Source organism: Citrobacter sp. MGH106 (genome assembly GCF_001037495.1).
In the GTDB taxonomy this organism is placed as follows: Bacteria; Pseudomonadota; Gammaproteobacteria; order Enterobacterales; family Enterobacteriaceae; genus Citrobacter; species Citrobacter murliniae.
On the sequence record NZ_KQ089822.1, the window covers coordinates 16197 to 33811 of the forward strand.

A 17615-nucleotide genomic window follows, 5' to 3' on the forward strand; every position below is an offset into this window, starting at 1 on the left:
GAAAAACAAAAGGCCGGGAATTCCCGGCCTTTTCAGTTAACGCGTGCTTACTTTTCCTGAAGTCCGAGTTTTTTCTCCAGGTAGTGGATATTAGAACCACCACGCTGGAAGTGCTCGTCATTCATGATGCGGATCTGCAGATCAACGTTAGTTTTGATGCCGTCGATGATCAGTTCCTGCAAGGCGTTTTTCATGCGGGCAATTGCCACGTCACGGTTTTCGCCATAGCAAATCAGTTTACCGATCATTGAGTCATAGTACGGAGGGACAGTGTAGCCTGCGTAAATATGTGACTCCCAGCGCACACCAAAGCCACCCGGTGCGTGGAAACGCGTAATTTTACCCGGGCTTGGCAGGAAGGTGTTCGGGTCTTCGGCGTTGATACGGCATTCTACCGCATGGCCTTTAACTATAACTTCATCCTGCTTGATAGACAGCGGCTGACCTGCTGCAATACGCAACTGCTCTTTGATCAGGTCAACGCCGGTGATCATTTCGGTAACCGGATGTTCTACCTGGATACGGGTGTTCATTTCAATGAAGTAGAACTCACCGTTTTCGAACAGGAACTCGAAAGTACCCGCTCCACGGTAGCCGATATCAACACATGCTTTGGCGCAACGCTCGCCGATATAGCGACGCAGTTCCGGAGTAATGCCAGGTGCTGGCGCCTCTTCGACCACTTTCTGGTGACGACGCTGCATGGAGCAGTCGCGTTCTGCCAGATAAATCGCGTTACCCTGACCGTCTGCCAGCACCTGAATTTCGATGTGGCGTGGGTTTTCCAGGTATTTTTCCATGTAAACCATGTCGTTGTTGAAAGCGGCTTTCGCTTCAGCTTTCGTCATGGAAATGGATTGGGCCAGTTCAGCATCGCCGCGTACAACGCGCATACCGCGACCGCCGCCGCCGCCGGAAGCTTTGATAATTACCGGATAGCCGATGCGTTTGGCATGAGCGCGGTTAGCGTCCATATCATCGCCCAGCGGGCCGTCAGAGCCGGGAACGGTTGGTACGCCAGCTTTTTTCATCGCAGTAATGGCGGACACTTTGTCACCCATCAAGCGGATGGTATCGGCTTTTGGGCCAATGAAGATAAAGCCTGAGCGTTCTACCTGTTCAGCAAAGTTGGCGTTCTCAGAGAGGAAGCCATAACCCGGATGGATTGCCACCGCGCCGGTGATTTCAGCGGCGCTGATGATAGCCGGGATGTTCAGGTAACTTTTTACAGATGGAGCCGGGCCAATACAGACCGTTTCATCTGCCAGTAATACGTGTTTTAAATCGCGATCCGCGCTTGAGTGCACAGCGACGGTCTTGATGCCCAGTTCTTTACAGGCACGAAGAATACGCAAGGCAATCTCGCCGCGGTTGGCGATAACAATTTTATCCAACATGTTCGCCTCGTTACTCGATGACGACCAGCGGCTCGTCAAATTCTACCGGTTGACCACTTTCGACCAGGATCGCTTTCACCACACCGGATTTATCGGCTTCGATCTGGTTCATCATTTTCATGGCTTCAACGATGCACAGGGTATCGCCCGCATTCACTTTCTGACCCACTTCGATAAACGGTTTGGCGTCAGGACCCGGGGTGCGGTAGAAAGTACCAACCATCGGGGAACGTACGATGTGACCACTGATTTCCGCTGCGGCTGGGGCTTCCATGCTTGGAGTTGCAGTCTGAGCGACAGCGTTAGACAGAGCAGGTTGTTGCATCATTGGTGCAGCATAAGCCTGTTGCATCATTGGAAAACCTGCATTTGGCGCTGCACGGCTGATGCGTACAGATTCTTCGCCTTCAGAAATTTCCAGTTCGGAGATGCCTGATTCTTCAACCAGCTCGATCAGTTTTTTAATCTTACGAATATCCATGAGTGGGTTCCGTACTCTTTGTTTAGTGAGATTGTGACAGGCGTTTTATCGCCGTCTGTATAGCATTTGAATAACTGTTGGTGACAAGATGCCACGCATCTCTGGCGTTGCACTGCGTGCCGCAACCATTAAATGAGATTTCATGACTTGTCAGTCATTGTGTGGCTATCTTCTGCCATTTTCGGGTAAAAAACAAAATATACCTTCAATGCGCGATTGTCACCCTTTCAGCGGTGTAAAAACGCTCTCGGGGAAAGCAAGGTCGCACATTATAACCATTTCGTAGCAATTGGCAGCTAAATACTGGTCTTATCAGGGAAGATAATCAACCGTTGGCATGTAAAGAACATGGGTTCGTCTGTGTTTTGCAACGCACTGCACATATCGTGAAACTACCGCCACCACTGGCGGAACTTCTTATAACGGCAGGCTAAAAGCACGGTAGCGAGCGCTGCATAAATGATCGGTTGTGGAGATAAAATCTTTACCGACCACAGGTAATGAATAGGCGCCAGGATCGCCACCAGATAGACGAAGTTGTGTAAGAACTGCCAATATTTGCCCAGTTTTCGCTGTACTGCCTGTGTTGACGTTAATGTGAGGGCAAATAATATGACCCAACTGATAATGCCCAACATCAAATAAGGACGCGTTGTTAATTCCCGTCCTAACAGTGCAAGATTATTAATGCCCAGTTCCAGTAGGGCATAGCTGGTTAAATGCAACGTAGCCCAGGCAAAACACCATAACCCTAACAGGCGACGAGTACGTATCAATAATGGCTGTTTAGCGTAGCGCGCCAGCGGCGCGACCAGCAAGGTCGCCAGTAAAAATTTCAGAGCTGTCCTACCGGTAAAGTGTTGAATGTCTTTAACGGGATCGGCGCTCAATCCCCCATGATTTACCGCCCAAAAGAGCCAGACAAAAGGTAAAATACCGGCAAGATGCAGGCACACTTTCAGCCAGGTAATGTTTTTTGCAGTCAGGCGCACTTAAAAGTTCTCCCGTAAATTGAGGCCGCGATACAGCGAGGCGACTTCATCGGCATAACCGTTAAATAGCAGCGTAGGTTGTCGCTGTACGTCCAGAATCCCGCCTGAACCAATAAAACGCTCAGTCGCTTGCGACCAGCGAGGATGATCGACATGTGGATTCACATTGGCATAAAAACCATATTCATCAGGTGCGGCCATATTCCAGGTCGTCGGTGGGCGTTCACGTGTGAGTTTGATACTGACGATCGACTTAATGCCTTTAAAACCGTATTTCCATGGCACGATTAAGCGGATCGGTGCGCCATTCTGCGGGGGAAGCGCCTTACCATAAACACCTACGGTGAGTAGCGTGAGCGGATGCATGGCTTCATCAAGGCGCAGTCCCTCAACGTAGGGATATTTCAGCCCCCCGCCAATAAAGCGATCTTTCTGTCCCGGCATATCATCCGGCGCATAGAGCGTTTCGAAAGCGACATATTTTGCATTGCTGGTGGGTTCGGCCAGTGCCAACAGCTTATGTAAAGGAAAGCCAATCCACGGCACGACCATTGACCAGGCCTCTACACAGCGCATCCGATAAATACGTTCCTCCAACGGGAAACGAGTGGTTAGTGCATCGTGATCGAGTGTGAAGGGCTTGGCCACTTCGCCACTGATTTTCAGCGTCCAGGGATTGGTCTTCAGACTGCCAGCGTTGGCTGCCGGGTCTGCTTTGTCCAGGCCAAACTCATAAAAATTGTTATAGCCAGACACTTTATCTTCTGGTGTTAAAGGAAGCGTATTTTGCCAGGCAGCAGGTTTACTGAAATCAAGCGGTTTACCAGCAGGTGCGGGTGGACGGTCATTACCTTTAAACCAACTGAGAAGGTCAGCCTGTGCAGACAAAGGCAAAGACAATGCGGCGGCACTGATACCCAGTGCTTTCAGCACCTGGCGGCGCTGCATAAAAAAAGCCGATTCTGCGGTTACATCGGCTTCGGTAAATTGACGTATTTTCTTCATAATAGACTCCCGGCATACGCGCGATGACTCATATTGGCGCGTAGTTACTATGGCAGGGAGTCCGTCAATGTGTATAAAAAAATAGTTAATTAAATGTAAGTTTTTATCTGCGACAGCTTAACGTACCTTTACCAATGTGCGGCCTTGCACCTGGTTATTGATGATGGCATCGGCAAACTTTGGCGCATCAGCCAGAGTGATTTCTGTTGCAGCTTGCGCATAGAATGATTCTGGCAAGTCATTGACCAGACGTTGCCAGGCTTGCGCACGACGAGCCGGGGGCGTCATCACGGAATCAACACCCTGTAAGCGCACATTACGCAGAATAAATGGCATCACTGTGGTTGGGAGTGCAAAACCGCCGGCCAGACCACAGGCAGCGACACAGCCGCCGTAGTTCATCTGAGCGAGGACTTTTGCCAGCACTTTGTCGCCAACGGTATCAATCGCACCGGCCCAGAGCTGTTTTTCCAGCGGGCGAGATTCAGCAAACTCATCACGACCGAGGATTCGGTTGGCGCCCAGGCTACGCAGATAGTCATGCGTACTTTCGCGACCGGATACCGCCGCAACCTGATAACCCAGTTTATGCAGCAACGCGACGGCAGTACTGCCCACACCACCGCTGGCGCCGGTGACAACAATCTCGCCATCTTCCGGGCGAATACCGGCGTCTTCAAGCGCCATTACGCACAGCATGGCGGTAAAACCGGCGGTGCCGATGACCATGGCTTTACGGCCATCCAGTCCTTTTGGCAGAGCAACCAACCAGTCACCTTTCACGCGTGCACGTTCTGCCAGTCCACCCCAATGGTTTTCCCCCACGCCCCAGCCGGTTAGCAAGACTTCCTGGCCTGCATGAAAACGGGGATCTTCGCTATTGCGAACGGTGCCAGCGAAATCGATACCAGGAATCATCGGAAAATTACGGATAATTTTACCCTTGCCTGTGATGGCCAGCGCGTCTTTATAGTTCAGGCTCGACCAGTGAACATCCACCGTCACATCGCCTTCCGGTAGCTGGTTTTCGTCGAGGGGTTGAACGGATGCGAGGGTTTTTCCGTCCTGCTGTTCTAAGATCAAAGCCTGCATAACCTGTCCTCAATTCATATAGTGGATTGGAAAATTATTTATGAAGACTATACTCGCTAAACAAAACATGATGCCGATTCTGCGCAATAAATTGCCAGAAATACCTGATTTGGTAGTATGCCCACATTATTTGTGTAAATTGACGGATTTCGCGTTCAATTTCGCATTTTCGTGTCGCTTTTTCATTTTCACGCTTGATTCATAACTGTCGGAGTTAACACAAGGATGCGATTAACGACGAAATTCTCAGCTTTTGTGACGCTGCTTACCGGGTTAACGATCTTCGTGACTTTGATTGGCTGCTCACTGAGTTTTTACAACGCGATTCAATACAAGTTCACCGCTCGCGTCCAGGCCGTAGCGACGGCGATTGACACCCATCTTGTCTCCAAAGATGCTGTTTCCTTAACGCCGCAAATAGATGAGTTAATGATCTCAGTCGATATCGTCCGCGTTGAGTTGCTTCAGGGTGAGAATATTGTTTATCGCCATTCCCGAACCAGTAGCTATCGCCCTGCAGGGACGAACAATCTCTATCGCGATATCACGGTTCCTTTGGTCAAGCATCCTGGGATGTCGCTGCGTCTGGTCTATCAGGATCCAATGGGCAATTATTTCCATTCGCTGATGACGACAGCGCCGCTCACGCTATCGATTGGTTTTATTATCCTGATGCTATTCTTGTCGGTACGCTGGCTTCAGCGTCAGCTTTCCGGACAGGAGCTGCTGGAGATTCGTTCAACGCGGATCCTGAACGGTGAACGAGGGCCGAACGTCCGGGGTACAGTCTATGAATGGCCTGCGCGTACCAGTAGTGCGCTTGATATGCTGCTTACCGAAATTCAGAATGCCCGCGAGCAGCGAAGCAGGTTGGATACGCTGATCCGATCCTATGTTGCGCAGGATACAAAAACCGGGCTTAGCAACCGGCTGTTCTTTGATAACCAATTGGCGACGCTGCTGGAAGATCAAGAGAAAGTAGGATCGCACGGGGTTGTGATGATGGTTCGTCTGCCGGACTTTACCCTGTTGCGTGATAGTTGGGGAGTTGAGCTTGCTGAAGAACAAATCTCCGCGCTCATCAATTTGTTGTCGACCTTTATTATGCGCTATCCGGGAGCGCTGCTGGCACGCTACCACCGTAGTGATTTTGCCATCTTGCTGCCGCACCGCACGTTAAAAGAAGCGGAAAGTATTGCCGGGCAATTGTTAAAGGCGGTAGACGCACTTCCGACTAACAAAATGATCGATCGTGCCGATATGATTCATATTGGCATTTGCGTTTGCCGCAGCGGTCAATCCACTGAACAGGTTATGGATCACGCCGAAGCGGCAACCCGTAATTCGGTATTGCAAGGTGGGAACAGTTGGTCAGTCTATGACGACTCTCTACCCGAAAAAGGCCGGGGTAATGTACGCTGGCGAACGCTTATAGAACAGATGCTCAGCCGGGGCGGTCCGAGAATTTACCAAAAACCTGCTGTGACATGTGAAGGGCGGGTGCACCATCGGGAATTAATGTGCCGCATTTTTGATGGGAGCGAAGAGGTCATCTCGGCAGAATATATGCCGATGGTGCTGCAATTTGGCCTGGCGGAAGAATATGACCGCTTGCAGATTAGCCGTCTGATCTTGTTATTGGGCTATTGGCCACAGGAAAGTTTGGCGATGCAGGCGACAGTAGAGTCGCTTATTCGCCCGCGTTTTCAGCGCTGGTTGCGTGATACGCTGATGCAGTGCGAAAAATCGCTGCGTAAACGCATAATTATTGAACTTGCGGAGGCGGATGTCTGTCAACATATCAGCCGGTTACAGCCTGTGATTCGATTGATGGATGCGCTGGGTGTTCGTATCGCCGTTACGCAGGCAGGTTTAACACTGGTTAGCACCAGTTGGATAAAAGAACTCAATGTCGAATTATTGAAACTTCATCCAAGCCTGGTAAGAAATATTGATAAGCGAACGGAAAATCAGCTTCTTGTGCAGAGCCTGGTGGAAGCCTGTTCAGGAACACCCACGCTGGTTTATGCCACCGGTGTTCGTTCGCGTAGCGAGTGGCGTACGTTGACCGAACGTGGAGTCTCGGGTGGACAAGGTGATTTTTTTGCCGCATCACAGCCACTTGACACCAACGTGAAAAAATATTCGCAAAGATATTCGGTTTAACCTGCCGTTTAATTTGTTTTCACGTAGAATAACGCGCGCTGTGCCTTCTGGGGGTGTGCTTGTCTGCCCGCCAGGCTGTAACAGCAAACATGCAGGTGAATGACCTTTGACAGGTTGCAAATGAGGCGAGGATTGCTGCTGATTTATTCAGCCCTGATGGACTCAGGCCGGTTTTGTAACAAAGGAAACGAACTGCACTAATTTTCACCGTAGCAGATGATTTTTCCGCCTTGTCGCTGCTGCGTGTGGTTGGTAAAGTAAGCGGATTTTGTTTTCCGCCCCAGCTTTCAGGATTATCCCTTAGTATGTTGAAAAAATTTCGTGGCATGTTTTCCAATGACCTGTCCATTGACCTGGGTACCGCGAATACCCTTATTTATGTAAAAGGACAAGGCATCGTATTGAATGAGCCTTCTGTTGTGGCCATTCGCCAGGATCGTGCCGGTTCGCCGAAAAGCGTGGCCGCAGTAGGTCATGATGCGAAGCAGATGCTGGGTCGTACACCGGGTAATATTGCTGCAATTCGCCCAATGAAAGATGGCGTTATTGCTGACTTCTTCGTGACTGAAAAAATGCTCCAGCACTTTATCAAACAAGTGCACAGCAACAGCTTCATGCGCCCAAGCCCGCGCGTACTGGTATGTGTACCGGTTGGAGCAACTCAGGTTGAACGTCGTGCGATCCGTGAATCCGCTCAGGGAGCAGGTGCGCGTGAAGTGTTCCTGATCGAAGAGCCGATGGCGGCAGCGATCGGTGCGGGTCTGCCTGTTTCCGAAGCAACCGGTTCTATGGTTGTGGACATCGGTGGTGGTACCACTGAAGTCGCAGTTATCTCCCTGAACGGCGTGGTTTACTCTTCTTCCGTACGCATCGGTGGTGACCGTTTCGACGAAGCCATTATTAATTATGTGCGTCGTAACTACGGCTCTCTGATCGGTGAAGCTACCGCAGAACGTATTAAGCACGAAATCGGTTCTGCTTATCCGGGTGATGAAGTACGCGAAATCGAAGTTCGCGGTCGTAACCTGGCTGAAGGTGTTCCACGTGGCTTTACCCTGAACTCTAACGAGATTCTGGAAGCGCTGCAGGAACCGCTGACCGGTATCGTGAGCGCGGTGATGGTTGCACTGGAACAGTGCCCGCCAGAGCTGGCGTCTGATATCTCCGAACGCGGCATGGTGCTTACCGGCGGTGGCGCATTACTGCGTAACCTTGATCGTCTGTTAATGGAAGAAACCGGTATTCCAGTTGTTGTTGCTGAAGATCCGCTGACCTGTGTGGCGCGCGGCGGCGGCAAAGCGCTGGAAATGATTGATATGCACGGCGGCGACCTGTTCAGCGAAGAGTAGTCGGATGCAGGTAGGGTGACCAACAGGTTGCCCTTCCGCACTGACACGAGAATACGCATAGCCTATGAAGCCAATTTTTAGCCGTGGCCCGTCGCTACAGATTCGCCTTATTCTGGCGGTGCTGGTGGCGCTCGGCGTTATTATCGCCGACAGCCGCCTGGGTACGTTTAGCCAAATCCGAACGTACATGGATACCGCCGTCAGTCCTTTCTACTTTATTTCTAATGGTCCCCGTGAATTACTCGACGGCGTGTCGCAAACGCTGGCTTCGCGTGACCAACTCGAACTTGAAAACCGGGCGCTGCGTCAGGAACTGCTGCTGAAAAACAGCGAGTTGCTGATGCTGGGGCAATATAAACAGGAGAACGCGCGTTTGCGCGAGCTGCTGGGATCGCCGCTGCGTCAGGATGAACAAAAGATGGTGACGCAGGTCATCTCAACGGTTAATGACCCTTACAGCGATCAGGTTGTGATCGATAAAGGGAGCGTAAACGGTGTTTACGAAGGTCAGCCGGTAATCAGTGATAAAGGTGTCGTGGGTCAGGTCGTTGCCGTGGCAAAACTGACCAGTCGCGTACTGCTGATTTGCGATGCAACCCACGCGTTGCCGATCCAGGTTCTGCGTAACGACATTCGTGTGATTGCTGCCGGTAACGGCTGCACGGACGATCTACAGCTCGAACACCTGCCAGCCAATACCGATATTCGTGTTGGCGATGTGCTGGTCACATCGGGCCTGGGCGGACGTTTCCCTGAAGGGTATCCGGTCGCCGTTGTCTCTTCCGTTAAGCTGGACACCCAACGTGCTTACACCGTGATTCAGGCGCGTCCGACTGCTGGTTTACAGCGTTTGCGCTACCTGTTGCTGTTGTGGGGAGCCGACCGTAATGGTGCAAATCCGATGACTCCGGAGGAAGTGCACCGCGTAGCCAATGAACGTCTGATGCAAATGATGCCTCAGGTGCTGCCGTCGCCGGATACGATGGGCCCGCCAGCCCCTGTTCCAGCACCGGCAACAGGTGTTACTCCTGCACCTGCGAATACAGCGCAGCCAGTACCTTCTCCGCGTAAGCCGGGAGGGCAGTAAGTGGCAAGCTATCGTAGCCAGGGACGTTGGGTAATTTGGCTCTCGTTCCTTATTGCACTGTTATTGCAAGTCATGCCCTGGCCGGATGACATTCTTGTTTTCCGGCCAAACTGGGTGCTGCTCATCCTGCTGTATTGGATCCTGGCACTGCCGCATCGCGTAAATGTGGGCACAGGATTTGTGGTGGGTGCCATACTGGATCTCATTAGTGGTTCCACGCTTGGCGTACGGGCTTTGTCGATGAGTATCATTGCTTATCTGGTCGCGCTGAAATTCCAACTATTCCGTAACCTCGCGCTCTGGCAACAGGCGCTGGTGGTCATGTTGCTATCACTGGTCGTGGATATTATTGTTTTCTGGGCCGAGTTTTTAGTGATCAATGTCTCTTTCAGACCCGAAGTGTTCTGGAGTAGTGTAGTAAACGGTGTGCTTTGGCCATGGTTATTCTTACTGATGCGTAAAGTCCGCCAGCAGTTTGCGGTGCAATAAGGTTGATATGAATACTCTGTATCTGGCTTCAGGTTCCCCACGCCGGCAGGAACTGTTGACTCAGCTTGGTGTGAAATTTGAGCGGCTGGTTCCCGGGATTGAGGAACAGCGGCATTCGCAAGAAAGCGCACAGCAGTATGTTGTTCGTCTGGCGCGGGAGAAGGCGCAGGCAGGCGTTGCGTTGGCTCTTCGTGATCTGCCGGTGTTGGGTGCAGATACCATTGTTATTCTGAATGGCGAAGTGCTGGAAAAACCGCATGATACCGCCCATGCTGCAGCGATGCTGCGCAAGCTGTCAGGCAAAACACATCAGGTCATGACGGCAGTGGCGTTAGCCGATCGCCAGCACAGTCTGGACTGCCTGGTTGTAACGGAAGTGACATTCAGAGCACTAACTGATGAGGACATTGCGGGCTATGTTGCCAGCGGTGAGCCTATGGATAAAGCAGGTGCATACGGTATTCAAGGGTTGGGTGGCTGTTTTGTCAGGAAGATAAATGGCAGCTATCACGCCGTAGTCGGCTTACCGCTGGTAGAAACGTATGAGTTGCTGAGCAATTTTAACGCACTGCGTGAGAAAAGGGATAAACATGACGGCTGAATTGTTGGTAAACGTAACGCCATCGGAAACGCGCGTGGCGTACATTGATGGCGGAATTCTGCAGGAAATTCATATTGAACGTGAGGCGCGACGCGGAATCGTAGGCAATATCTACAAAGGTCGTGTAAGTCGTGTACTTCCGGGTATGCAGGCGGCTTTTGTAGATATTGGACTGGATAAAGCCGCATTTCTTCACGCTTCAGACATCATGCCACATACAGAATGTGTGGCAGGTGAAGAGCAAAAGCAGTTCACTGTGCGCGACATCTCCGAGCTGGTGCGCCAGGGACAAGACCTGATGGTGCAGGTGGTAAAAGATCCGCTTGGCACTAAGGGCGCCCGTCTGACGACGGATATCACGCTTCCTTCCCGTTACCTTGTTTTCATGCCTGGTGCATCACACGTTGGGGTTTCCCAGCGTATCGAAAGTGAAACCGAACGTGAACGTCTGAAAAAAGTGGTGGCGGATTACTGCGATGAGCAGGGCGGATTTATTATTCGCACGGCGGCAGAAGGTGTGTGCGAAGAGGATCTGGCCTCCGATGCCGCTTACCTGAAGCGCGTCTGGACCAAAGTTATGGAGCGCAAAAAGCGTCCGCAAACGCGCTATCAGATGTACGGCGAACTGGCGCTTGCGCAGCGTGTACTGCGCGATTTTGCTGATGCTCAGCTTGACCGAATCCGAGTGGACTCCCGTTTGACCTATGAAGCGTTGTTGGAGTTTACCGCGGAATACATCCCGGAGATGACCAGCAAGCTGGAACACTACAGTGGACGGCAGCCTATTTTCGATCTCTTTGATGTTGAAAATGAAATTCAACGCGCGCTGGAACGTAAAGTTGAACTGAAATCCGGTGGTTATCTGATTATCGATCAGACCGAAGCGATGACCACTGTTGATATAAACACCGGCGCGTTTGTTGGACATCGTAATCTCGATGACACTATCTTTAATACCAACATTGAAGCGACGCAGGCCATTGCGCGTCAACTGCGTCTGCGCAACCTGGGCGGCATTATCATTATCGATTTTATCGACATGAATAATGAGGATCACCGTCGTCGGGTGCTGCACTCTTTGGAGCAGGCCCTGAGTAAGGACCGCGTAAAAACCAGCATTAACGGTTTTTCACAGTTGGGGCTGGTGGAGATGACGCGTAAGCGTACGCGCGAAAGCGTGGAGCATGTGCTTTGTAACGAGTGTCCAACTTGCCACGGGCGCGGCACGGTGAAAACGGTAGAAACCGTATGCTATGAAATCATGCGTGAAATTGTGCGCGTGCATCATGCTTACGACTCCGATCGTTTCCTGGTCTATGCTTCTCCGGCAGTGGCAGAGACTCTGAAAGGTGAAGAGTCACATGCGCTGGCGGAAGTGGAAATCTTTGTCGGCAAACAGGTCAAAGTACAAGTCGAGCCGCTCTATAACCAGGAGCAGTTTGACGTGGTAATGATGTGAGCAGGCCTGCGGCGTCAGTGCTTGTAGGCCGGATTTGGCGCAAGCGCTGCCATCCGGCAAGATTCACTTCAGGTTTGTGAGTCACATTTTTTGGCAGACAAGGAGAGGCGCGTGAGGCGATTGCCGGGGATATTACTGCTCACTGGAGCCGCATTCGTTGTCATCGCAGCGCTGCTGGTTAGTGGGCTGCGCCTTGCTTTGCCTCATCTCGATACCTGGCGTCCCGCCATTCTTGGCAAGATTGAATCCGCAACAGGTATGCCCGTTTCTGCCACTCAGTTCACCGCCAACTGGCAAAACTTTGGCCCGACGCTCGAGGCGCGCGATATCCATGCGCAGCTAAACGATGGCGGAGAATTCTCAGTTAAGCGCGTCACGCTGGCGCTGGATGTCTGGCAAAGTCTGCTGCACATGCGCTGGCAGTTTCGCGATCTTACCTTCTGGCAACTGCAACTGCGCACTAATACTCCTATCCAGCGCAGCGACAGCGACGATGGCATTGAAGCCGGTCACCTTAGCGATCTTTTCCTTCGTCAGTTTGATCATTTCGATCTTCGCGATAGTCAGATCAGCTTTTTAACCCTCTCTGGCCAGCGTGCAGAGCTGGCGATACCACAGCTTACCTGGCTGAACGGTAAAAACAGACACCGCGCCGAAGGTCAGGTCAGTCTCTCCAGCCTCACCGGACAGCACGGCGTCATGCAGGTGCGAATGGATCTGCGTGACGATGACGGACTGCTGAATAATGGTCGCGTCTGGCTACAGGCTGATGACATCGATGTGAAGCCGTGGTTGGGGAAATGGATGCAGGATAACGTCGCGCTGCAAACCGCGCGTTTTAGCCTCGAAGGATGGATGACGCTCAGCAAAGGGGAAATCTCCGGTGGAGATATCTGGCTGAAGAAAGGTGGTGCAAGCTGGCAGGGCGATAACCATACGCACACGCTCGCTGTTGATAATCTGACCGCACACATTAGCCGTGAACAGCCTGGCTGGCAATTTTCTATTCCCGATACACGGATAACTCTGGACGATAAACCCTGGCCGAGCGGAGCGTTAACCCTTGCCTGGATCCCTGAGCAGGAAGTGGGCGGTGAAAATAACAAACGCAGTGATGAGCTGCGCATTCGTGCCAGTAATCTGGAGTTAGCTGGATTAGAGGGGCTGCGTTCGATGGCGGCAAAGTTATCTCCGGCGCTGGGTGATATCTGGCAGGCAACGCAACCGAGCGGCAAGATAGATGTGCTGGCGCTCGATATTCCGTTGCAGGCGACAGAAAAAACCCGCTTCCAGTCCTCGTGGACCAATCTGGCCTGGAAACAGTGGAAGCTGTTACCGGGTGCAGAACATTTCTCCGGAACGCTTGCGGGCAGTGTTGAAAATGGTTTGCTCACCGCCTCCATGAAACAGGCAAAAATGCCCTATGAAACGGTCTTCCGCGCTCCGCTGGAAATTGAAGAGGGTGTGGCTACGCTTAGCTGGCTGAAAAATGACAAAGGTTTTCAGTTAGATGGGCGTGATATTGATGTTAAAGCGACAGCAGTACATGCACGCGGTGGTTTTCGCTATCTGCAACCGACGGGTGATGAGCCATGGCTGGGCATTCTGGCGGGTATCAGTACCAACGACGGCTCTCAGGCCTGGCGTTATTTTCCGGAAAACCTGATGGGTAAGGAGCTGGTTGACTACCTCAGCAGCGCAATTCAGGGTGGTGAGGCGGATAACGCCACGCTGGTCTATGGCGGTAATCCGCACTTATTCCCGTATAAACACAACGAAGGTCAGTTTCAGGTGCTGGTGCCGCTGCGCAATGCAACGTTTGCCTTCCAGCCAGACTGGCCTGCGTTAACAGACCTTGATATTGAGCTGAACTTCCTTAACGACGGTCTGTGGATGAAAACCGACGGCGTCCAGTTAGGTGGAGTGAAAGCCAGTAACCTGACCGCCAATATTCCCGACTATGAGAAAGAAAAGCTGCTGATTGATGCGGATATCAACGGGCCGGGAAAGGCGGTCGGACCGTATTTTGATGATACCCCGTTGAAGGACTCTCTCGGTGCCACACTGGAACAGCTCCAGATTGACGGCGATGTGAATGCTCGCTTACATCTTGATATCCCACTTGATGGTTCGCTGGTCACCGCCAAAGGTGATGTCATGCTGCGTAATAACAGCCTGTTTATTAAGCCACTCGACAGTACGCTGAAGAACCTGAACGGCAAATTCAGCTTTGTAAACGGGGATCTCAAAAGCGAGCCGATGACGGCAAACTGGTTTAATCAGCCTCTGGATGTCGATTTTTCCACTACTGAAGGCACTAAAGCTTATCAGGTCGCTGTGAATCTGAAGGGGGACTGGCAACCAACCCGGATGGGGATTTTGCCGACGCAGGTGAACGATGCTTTAAGCGGCAGCATGGCGTGGAATGGTAAAGTTGGTATCGAACTTCCGTATCATGCCGGGGCAACATACAACATTGAGTTAAAGAGTGACCTGAAAAATGTAAGCAGTCACTTACCTGCACCGCTGAACAAAGCGCGCGGTGAGTCGCTGCCGGTTAACGTTAAGGCGGACGGCAATCTGCGCAGTTTTGATCTGACTGGCAACGCCGGAAATAAAAACCACTTTAACAGCCACTGGTTGCTGAACCAGAAATTGACGCTTGACCGTGCCATCTGGACTTCTGAAAGCCGTACCGTGCCTGCGCTGCCTGACCAGCAGGGCGTTGAACTTAACCTTCCGCCAATGGATGGTGCGCAGTGGCTGGCGTTGTTCCAGAAAGGTGCGGCGGATAACGTCGGTACTAACGCGAACTTCCCCCAACGCATCACGGTACGTACGCCATCTTTATCACTGGGAGGCCAGCAGTGGAACAATCTGAGCATTGTGTCTGAACCTGCGCTTAACGGGGCGAACATACAGGCGCAAGGACGTGAGATTAACGCGACGTTGGCCATGCGCAATAACGCGCCGTGGCAGGCGTTTATTAAGTATCTTTACTACAACCCAGGCACTGCAAAGTCGTCACAGAAAACAGCATCCGCCTCGCCGTTTTCTGACATTGGCAGAGTTAGCTTCCGTGGCTGGCCGGATGTTCAGTTGCGCTGCGCAGAGTGTTGGATGTGGGGGCAGAAATACGGGCGTATTGACGCCGATGTGGCGATTAAAGGCGATACGTTGACGTTGAGCAGTGGTTTGTTAGATACAGGTTTTGCCAGACTGACTCTGGACGGTGAATGGGTTAACGTGCCGGGTAAAGAGCGTACGTCGCTGAAGGGAAAACTAAACGGTAATAAAATTGACTCTGCCGCGGGTTTCTTTGGCGTATCGACGCCGATACGAAACTCTTCATTCAACGTTGAGTACGATCTGCACTGGCGCAATCCCCCCTGGGATCCTGATGAAGCCTCGCTTAATGGAATTTTGCGTACCCGTTTGGGTAAAGGCGAGCTTACTGAGTTAAGCACCGGACATGCGGGACAACTGCTGCGCCTGCTGAGCTTTGATGCGTTGCTGCGTAAACTGCGTTTTGATTTTAGCGATACCTTCAGTGAAGGCTTTTATTTTGACTCCATTCGCAGCACGGCATGGATTAAAGATGGCGTAATGCATACCGATGATACGTTGGTGGACGGACTGGAAGCGGATATCGCGATGAAAGGTTCAGTTAACCTTGTGCGGCGTGAGCTGGATATGGAAGCTGTTGTCGCACCGGAAATTTCTGCCACCGTGGGTGTTGCCGCCGCGTTTGCCGTCAACCCGATTGTCGGTGCCGCTGTATTTGCTGCCAGTAAAGTACTGGGACCGTTATGGAGCAAAGTCTCGATTCTGCGCTATCGCATCACCGGTCCGGTTGATAAGCCGCAGATTAACGAAGTCCTGCGCCAGCCGCGAAAAGAAAGAAAGCAATGATTTGACGGGGGCGAGTAATTGCCCCAATCTCAGTAAATAGATCTCCCTACCGCAGCAACTAATGAGTAGCAAAACGATGAGTCTGAACCTGGTAAGTGAACAATTGCTAGCGGCGAATGGCCTGAAACATCAGGATCTGTTTGCCATTCTGGGCCAACTGGCCGAACGCCGTCTTGATTACGGCGATCTCTATTTTCAGTCGAGCTATCACGAATCCTGGGTTTTAGAAGACCGCATCATTAAAGATGGTTCTTACAATATCGACCAGGGCGTTGGTGTGCGCGCCATCAGCGGCGAAAAAACAGGGTTTGCCTATGCAGACCAGATAAGCCTGCTGGCGTTAGAGCAAAGCGCTCATGCTGCCCGTACGATTGTGCGCGACAGCGGCGATGGCAAAGTAAAGACGCTGGGCGCAGTCGAACATCAAGCTCTCTATACCTCGGTTGATCCGTTACAAAGCATGAGTCGTGAAGAGAAGCTGGACATTCTCAGGCGTGTCGATCGTGTTGCACGTGCGGCTGATAAGCGCGTGCAGGAAGTGACTGCAAGTCTGACCGGCGTCTACGAGTTGATCCTGGTGGCAGCGACAGACGGAACGCTGGCGGCGGATGTTCGTCCTCTGGTGCGCTTGTCTGTCAGCGTGCAGGTAGAAGATGACGGCAAACGTGAACGTGGTGCCAGCGGTGGCGGCGGTCGTTTTGGTTATGACTATTTCCTCGCCTCCCTTGATGGCGAAGTCCGGGCCGATGCGTGGGCGAAAGAGGCCGTGCGCATGGCGCTGGTGAATCTCTCTGCGGTAGCCGCTCCGGCAGGAACGCTGCCTGTAGTGCTGGGCGCAGGTTGGCCTGGTGTGCTACTGCACGAAGCGGTCGGTCATGGTCTGGAAGGTGACTTTAACCGCCGAGGTACTTCGGTATTCAGCGGTCATATGGGGGAGCTGGTCGCGTCTGAACTGTGCACAGTCGTTGATGACGGTACGATGGTGGATCGCCGTGGTTCGGTAGCCATTGATGATGAAGGGACTCCTGGCCAGTACAACGTACTGATTGAAAACGGTATTCTGAAAGGTTACATGCAGGACAAACTGAATGCGCGTCTGATGGGTGTGGCGCCGACAGGTAACGGACGTCGTGAATCTTATGCGCACTTGCCAATGCCGCGTATGACCAACACCTATATGCTGCCAGGTAAATCCACGCCGCAGGAAATTATCGAGTCTGTCGAATATGGGATTTATGCACCTAACTTCGGCGGCGGTCAGGTGGATATCACTTCCGGGAAGTTTGTTTTCTCAACCTCTGAAGCGTACCTGATTGAAAACGGTAAAGTCACCAAACCGGTGAAAGGCGCGACGCTTATCGGTTCTGGCATTGAAGCGATGCAGCAGATTTCCATGGTGGGTAACGATCTGAAACTGGATAACGGCGTTGGTGTTTGCGGTAAAGAAGGGCAGAGTCTGCCGGTGGGCGTTGGTCAGCCGACGCTGAAGGTGGATAACCTGACCGTGGGCGGCACTGCTTAAATCTCCGGATTCATACCTGCTGTATGCCCGATAAGCATTGTGCTATCGGGCATTTTGCTGGAT

At 52.0% G+C, this 17615-nt stretch carries 13 protein-coding genes; 8 read left to right on the forward strand and 5 right to left on the reverse strand.

Annotation, left to right across the window (positions count from 1 at the left end; translation table 11 throughout):
* Positions 1–47: 47 nt before the first annotated feature.
* The 5 genes from accC to acuI all read right to left on the reverse strand — a co-directional run bounded on the left by accC (position 48) and on the right by acuI (position 4967).
* Positions 48–1397, reverse strand: coding sequence for an acetyl-CoA carboxylase biotin carboxylase subunit (gene accC, locus SK36_RS00085; RefSeq protein WP_045448212.1), 1350 nt, complete (start codon positions 1395–1397; stop codon positions 48–50).
* 10 nt (positions 1398–1407) lie between these two features.
* The gene (gene accB / locus SK36_RS00090; protein ID WP_045448210.1) at positions 1408–1878 is read right to left on the reverse strand and encodes an acetyl-CoA carboxylase biotin carboxyl carrier protein; all 471 of its coding nucleotides are present in this window, start codon (positions 1876–1878) and stop codon (positions 1408–1410) included.
* Between the two features lie 392 nt (positions 1879–2270).
* On the reverse strand, positions 2271–2870 hold the full coding sequence (msrQ, locus tag SK36_RS00095) for a protein-methionine-sulfoxide reductase heme-binding subunit MsrQ (protein WP_048220465.1): 600 nt from the start codon (positions 2868–2870) through the stop codon (positions 2271–2273).
* A complete protein-coding gene (gene msrP / locus SK36_RS00100; protein ID WP_048220466.1) occupies positions 2871–3875 on the reverse strand; it encodes a protein-methionine-sulfoxide reductase catalytic subunit MsrP in 1005 nt (334 codons plus the stop codon).
* Positions 3876–3992: 117 nt separating this feature from the next.
* The gene (gene acuI, locus SK36_RS00105; protein ID WP_045448204.1) at positions 3993–4967 is read right to left on the reverse strand and encodes an acrylyl-CoA reductase (NADPH); all 975 of its coding nucleotides are present in this window, start codon (positions 4965–4967) and stop codon (positions 3993–3995) included.
* A 225-nt stretch (positions 4968–5192) separates the two neighbouring features.
* Here acuI and csrD point away from each other — a divergent pair, with 225 nt between their 5' ends.
* The 8 genes from csrD (at position 5193) to tldD (ending at position 17552) form a co-directional block, all read left to right on the forward strand.
* Positions 5193–7133, forward strand: coding sequence for an RNase E specificity factor CsrD (gene csrD, locus SK36_RS00110; RefSeq protein WP_045448201.1), 1941 nt, complete (start codon positions 5193–5195; stop codon positions 7131–7133).
* A 305-nt stretch (positions 7134–7438) separates the two neighbouring features.
* The gene (mreB, locus tag SK36_RS00115; protein WP_000913396.1) at positions 7439–8482 is read left to right on the forward strand and encodes a rod shape-determining protein MreB; all 1044 of its coding nucleotides are present in this window, start codon (positions 7439–7441) and stop codon (positions 8480–8482) included.
* Between the two features lie 64 nt (positions 8483–8546).
* Entirely contained in the window at positions 8547–9569 is a 1023-nt protein-coding gene (mreC, locus tag SK36_RS00120; protein WP_045448184.1) for a rod shape-determining protein MreC, read from the forward strand.
* Positions 9570–10058 carry a rod shape-determining protein MreD gene (gene mreD / locus SK36_RS00125; RefSeq protein ID WP_003025196.1) on the forward strand — a complete coding sequence of 163 codons (489 nt, stop codon included), beginning with the start codon at positions 9570–9572 and terminating at the stop codon, positions 10056–10058. It abuts the gene before it with no gap.
* A 7-nt stretch (positions 10059–10065) separates the two neighbouring features.
* Entirely contained in the window at positions 10066–10659 is a 594-nt protein-coding gene (locus tag SK36_RS00130) for a Maf family protein (protein ID WP_048220467.1), read from the forward strand.
* Entirely contained in the window at positions 10649–12118 is a 1470-nt protein-coding gene (rng, locus tag SK36_RS00135) for a ribonuclease G (RefSeq protein WP_003828822.1), read from the forward strand. Before SK36_RS00130 ends, rng begins: the two co-directional genes overlap by 11 nt.
* A 111-nt stretch (positions 12119–12229) precedes the next feature.
* Positions 12230–16030, forward strand: a complete 3801-nt coding sequence (gene yhdP, locus SK36_RS00140; protein WP_045448178.1) for an AsmA2 domain-containing protein YhdP — start codon at positions 12230–12232, stop codon at positions 16028–16030.
* A gap of 76 nt (positions 16031–16106) precedes the next feature.
* Positions 16107–17552, forward strand: coding sequence for a metalloprotease TldD (gene tldD / locus SK36_RS00145; RefSeq protein ID WP_048222523.1), 1446 nt, complete (start codon positions 16107–16109; stop codon positions 17550–17552).
* Positions 17553–17615: the final 63 nt, after the last annotated feature.

What these genes read in the sequence shown, in the direction of transcription:
- accC (WP_045448212.1), bottom strand. Translation starts at nt 1,397, where the DNA reads ATGTTGGATAAAATTGTTATCGCCAACCGCGGCGAGATTGCCTTGCGT.
- accB (WP_045448210.1), bottom strand. Translation starts at nt 1,878, where the DNA reads ATGGATATTCGTAAGATTAAAAAACTGATCGAGCTGGTTGAAGAATCA.
- msrP (WP_048220466.1), bottom strand. Translation starts at nt 3,875, where the DNA reads ATGAAGAAAATACGTCAATTTACCGAAGCCGATGTAACCGCAGAATCG.
- acuI (WP_045448204.1), bottom strand. Translation starts at nt 4,967, where the DNA reads ATGCAGGCTTTGATCTTAGAACAGCAGGACGGAAAAACCCTCGCATCC.
- csrD (WP_045448201.1), top strand. Translation starts at nt 5,193, where the DNA reads ATGCGATTAACGACGAAATTCTCAGCTTTTGTGACGCTGCTTACCGGG.
- mreB (WP_000913396.1), top strand. Translation starts at nt 7,439, where the DNA reads ATGTTGAAAAAATTTCGTGGCATGTTTTCCAATGACCTGTCCATTGAC.
- mreC (WP_045448184.1), top strand. Translation starts at nt 8,547, where the DNA reads ATGAAGCCAATTTTTAGCCGTGGCCCGTCGCTACAGATTCGCCTTATT.
- SK36_RS00130 (WP_048220467.1), top strand. Translation starts at nt 10,066, where the DNA reads ATGAATACTCTGTATCTGGCTTCAGGTTCCCCACGCCGGCAGGAACTG.
- rng (WP_003828822.1), top strand. Translation starts at nt 10,649, where the DNA reads ATGACGGCTGAATTGTTGGTAAACGTAACGCCATCGGAAACGCGCGTG.
- tldD (WP_048222523.1), top strand. Translation starts at nt 16,107, where the DNA reads ATGAGTCTGAACCTGGTAAGTGAACAATTGCTAGCGGCGAATGGCCTG.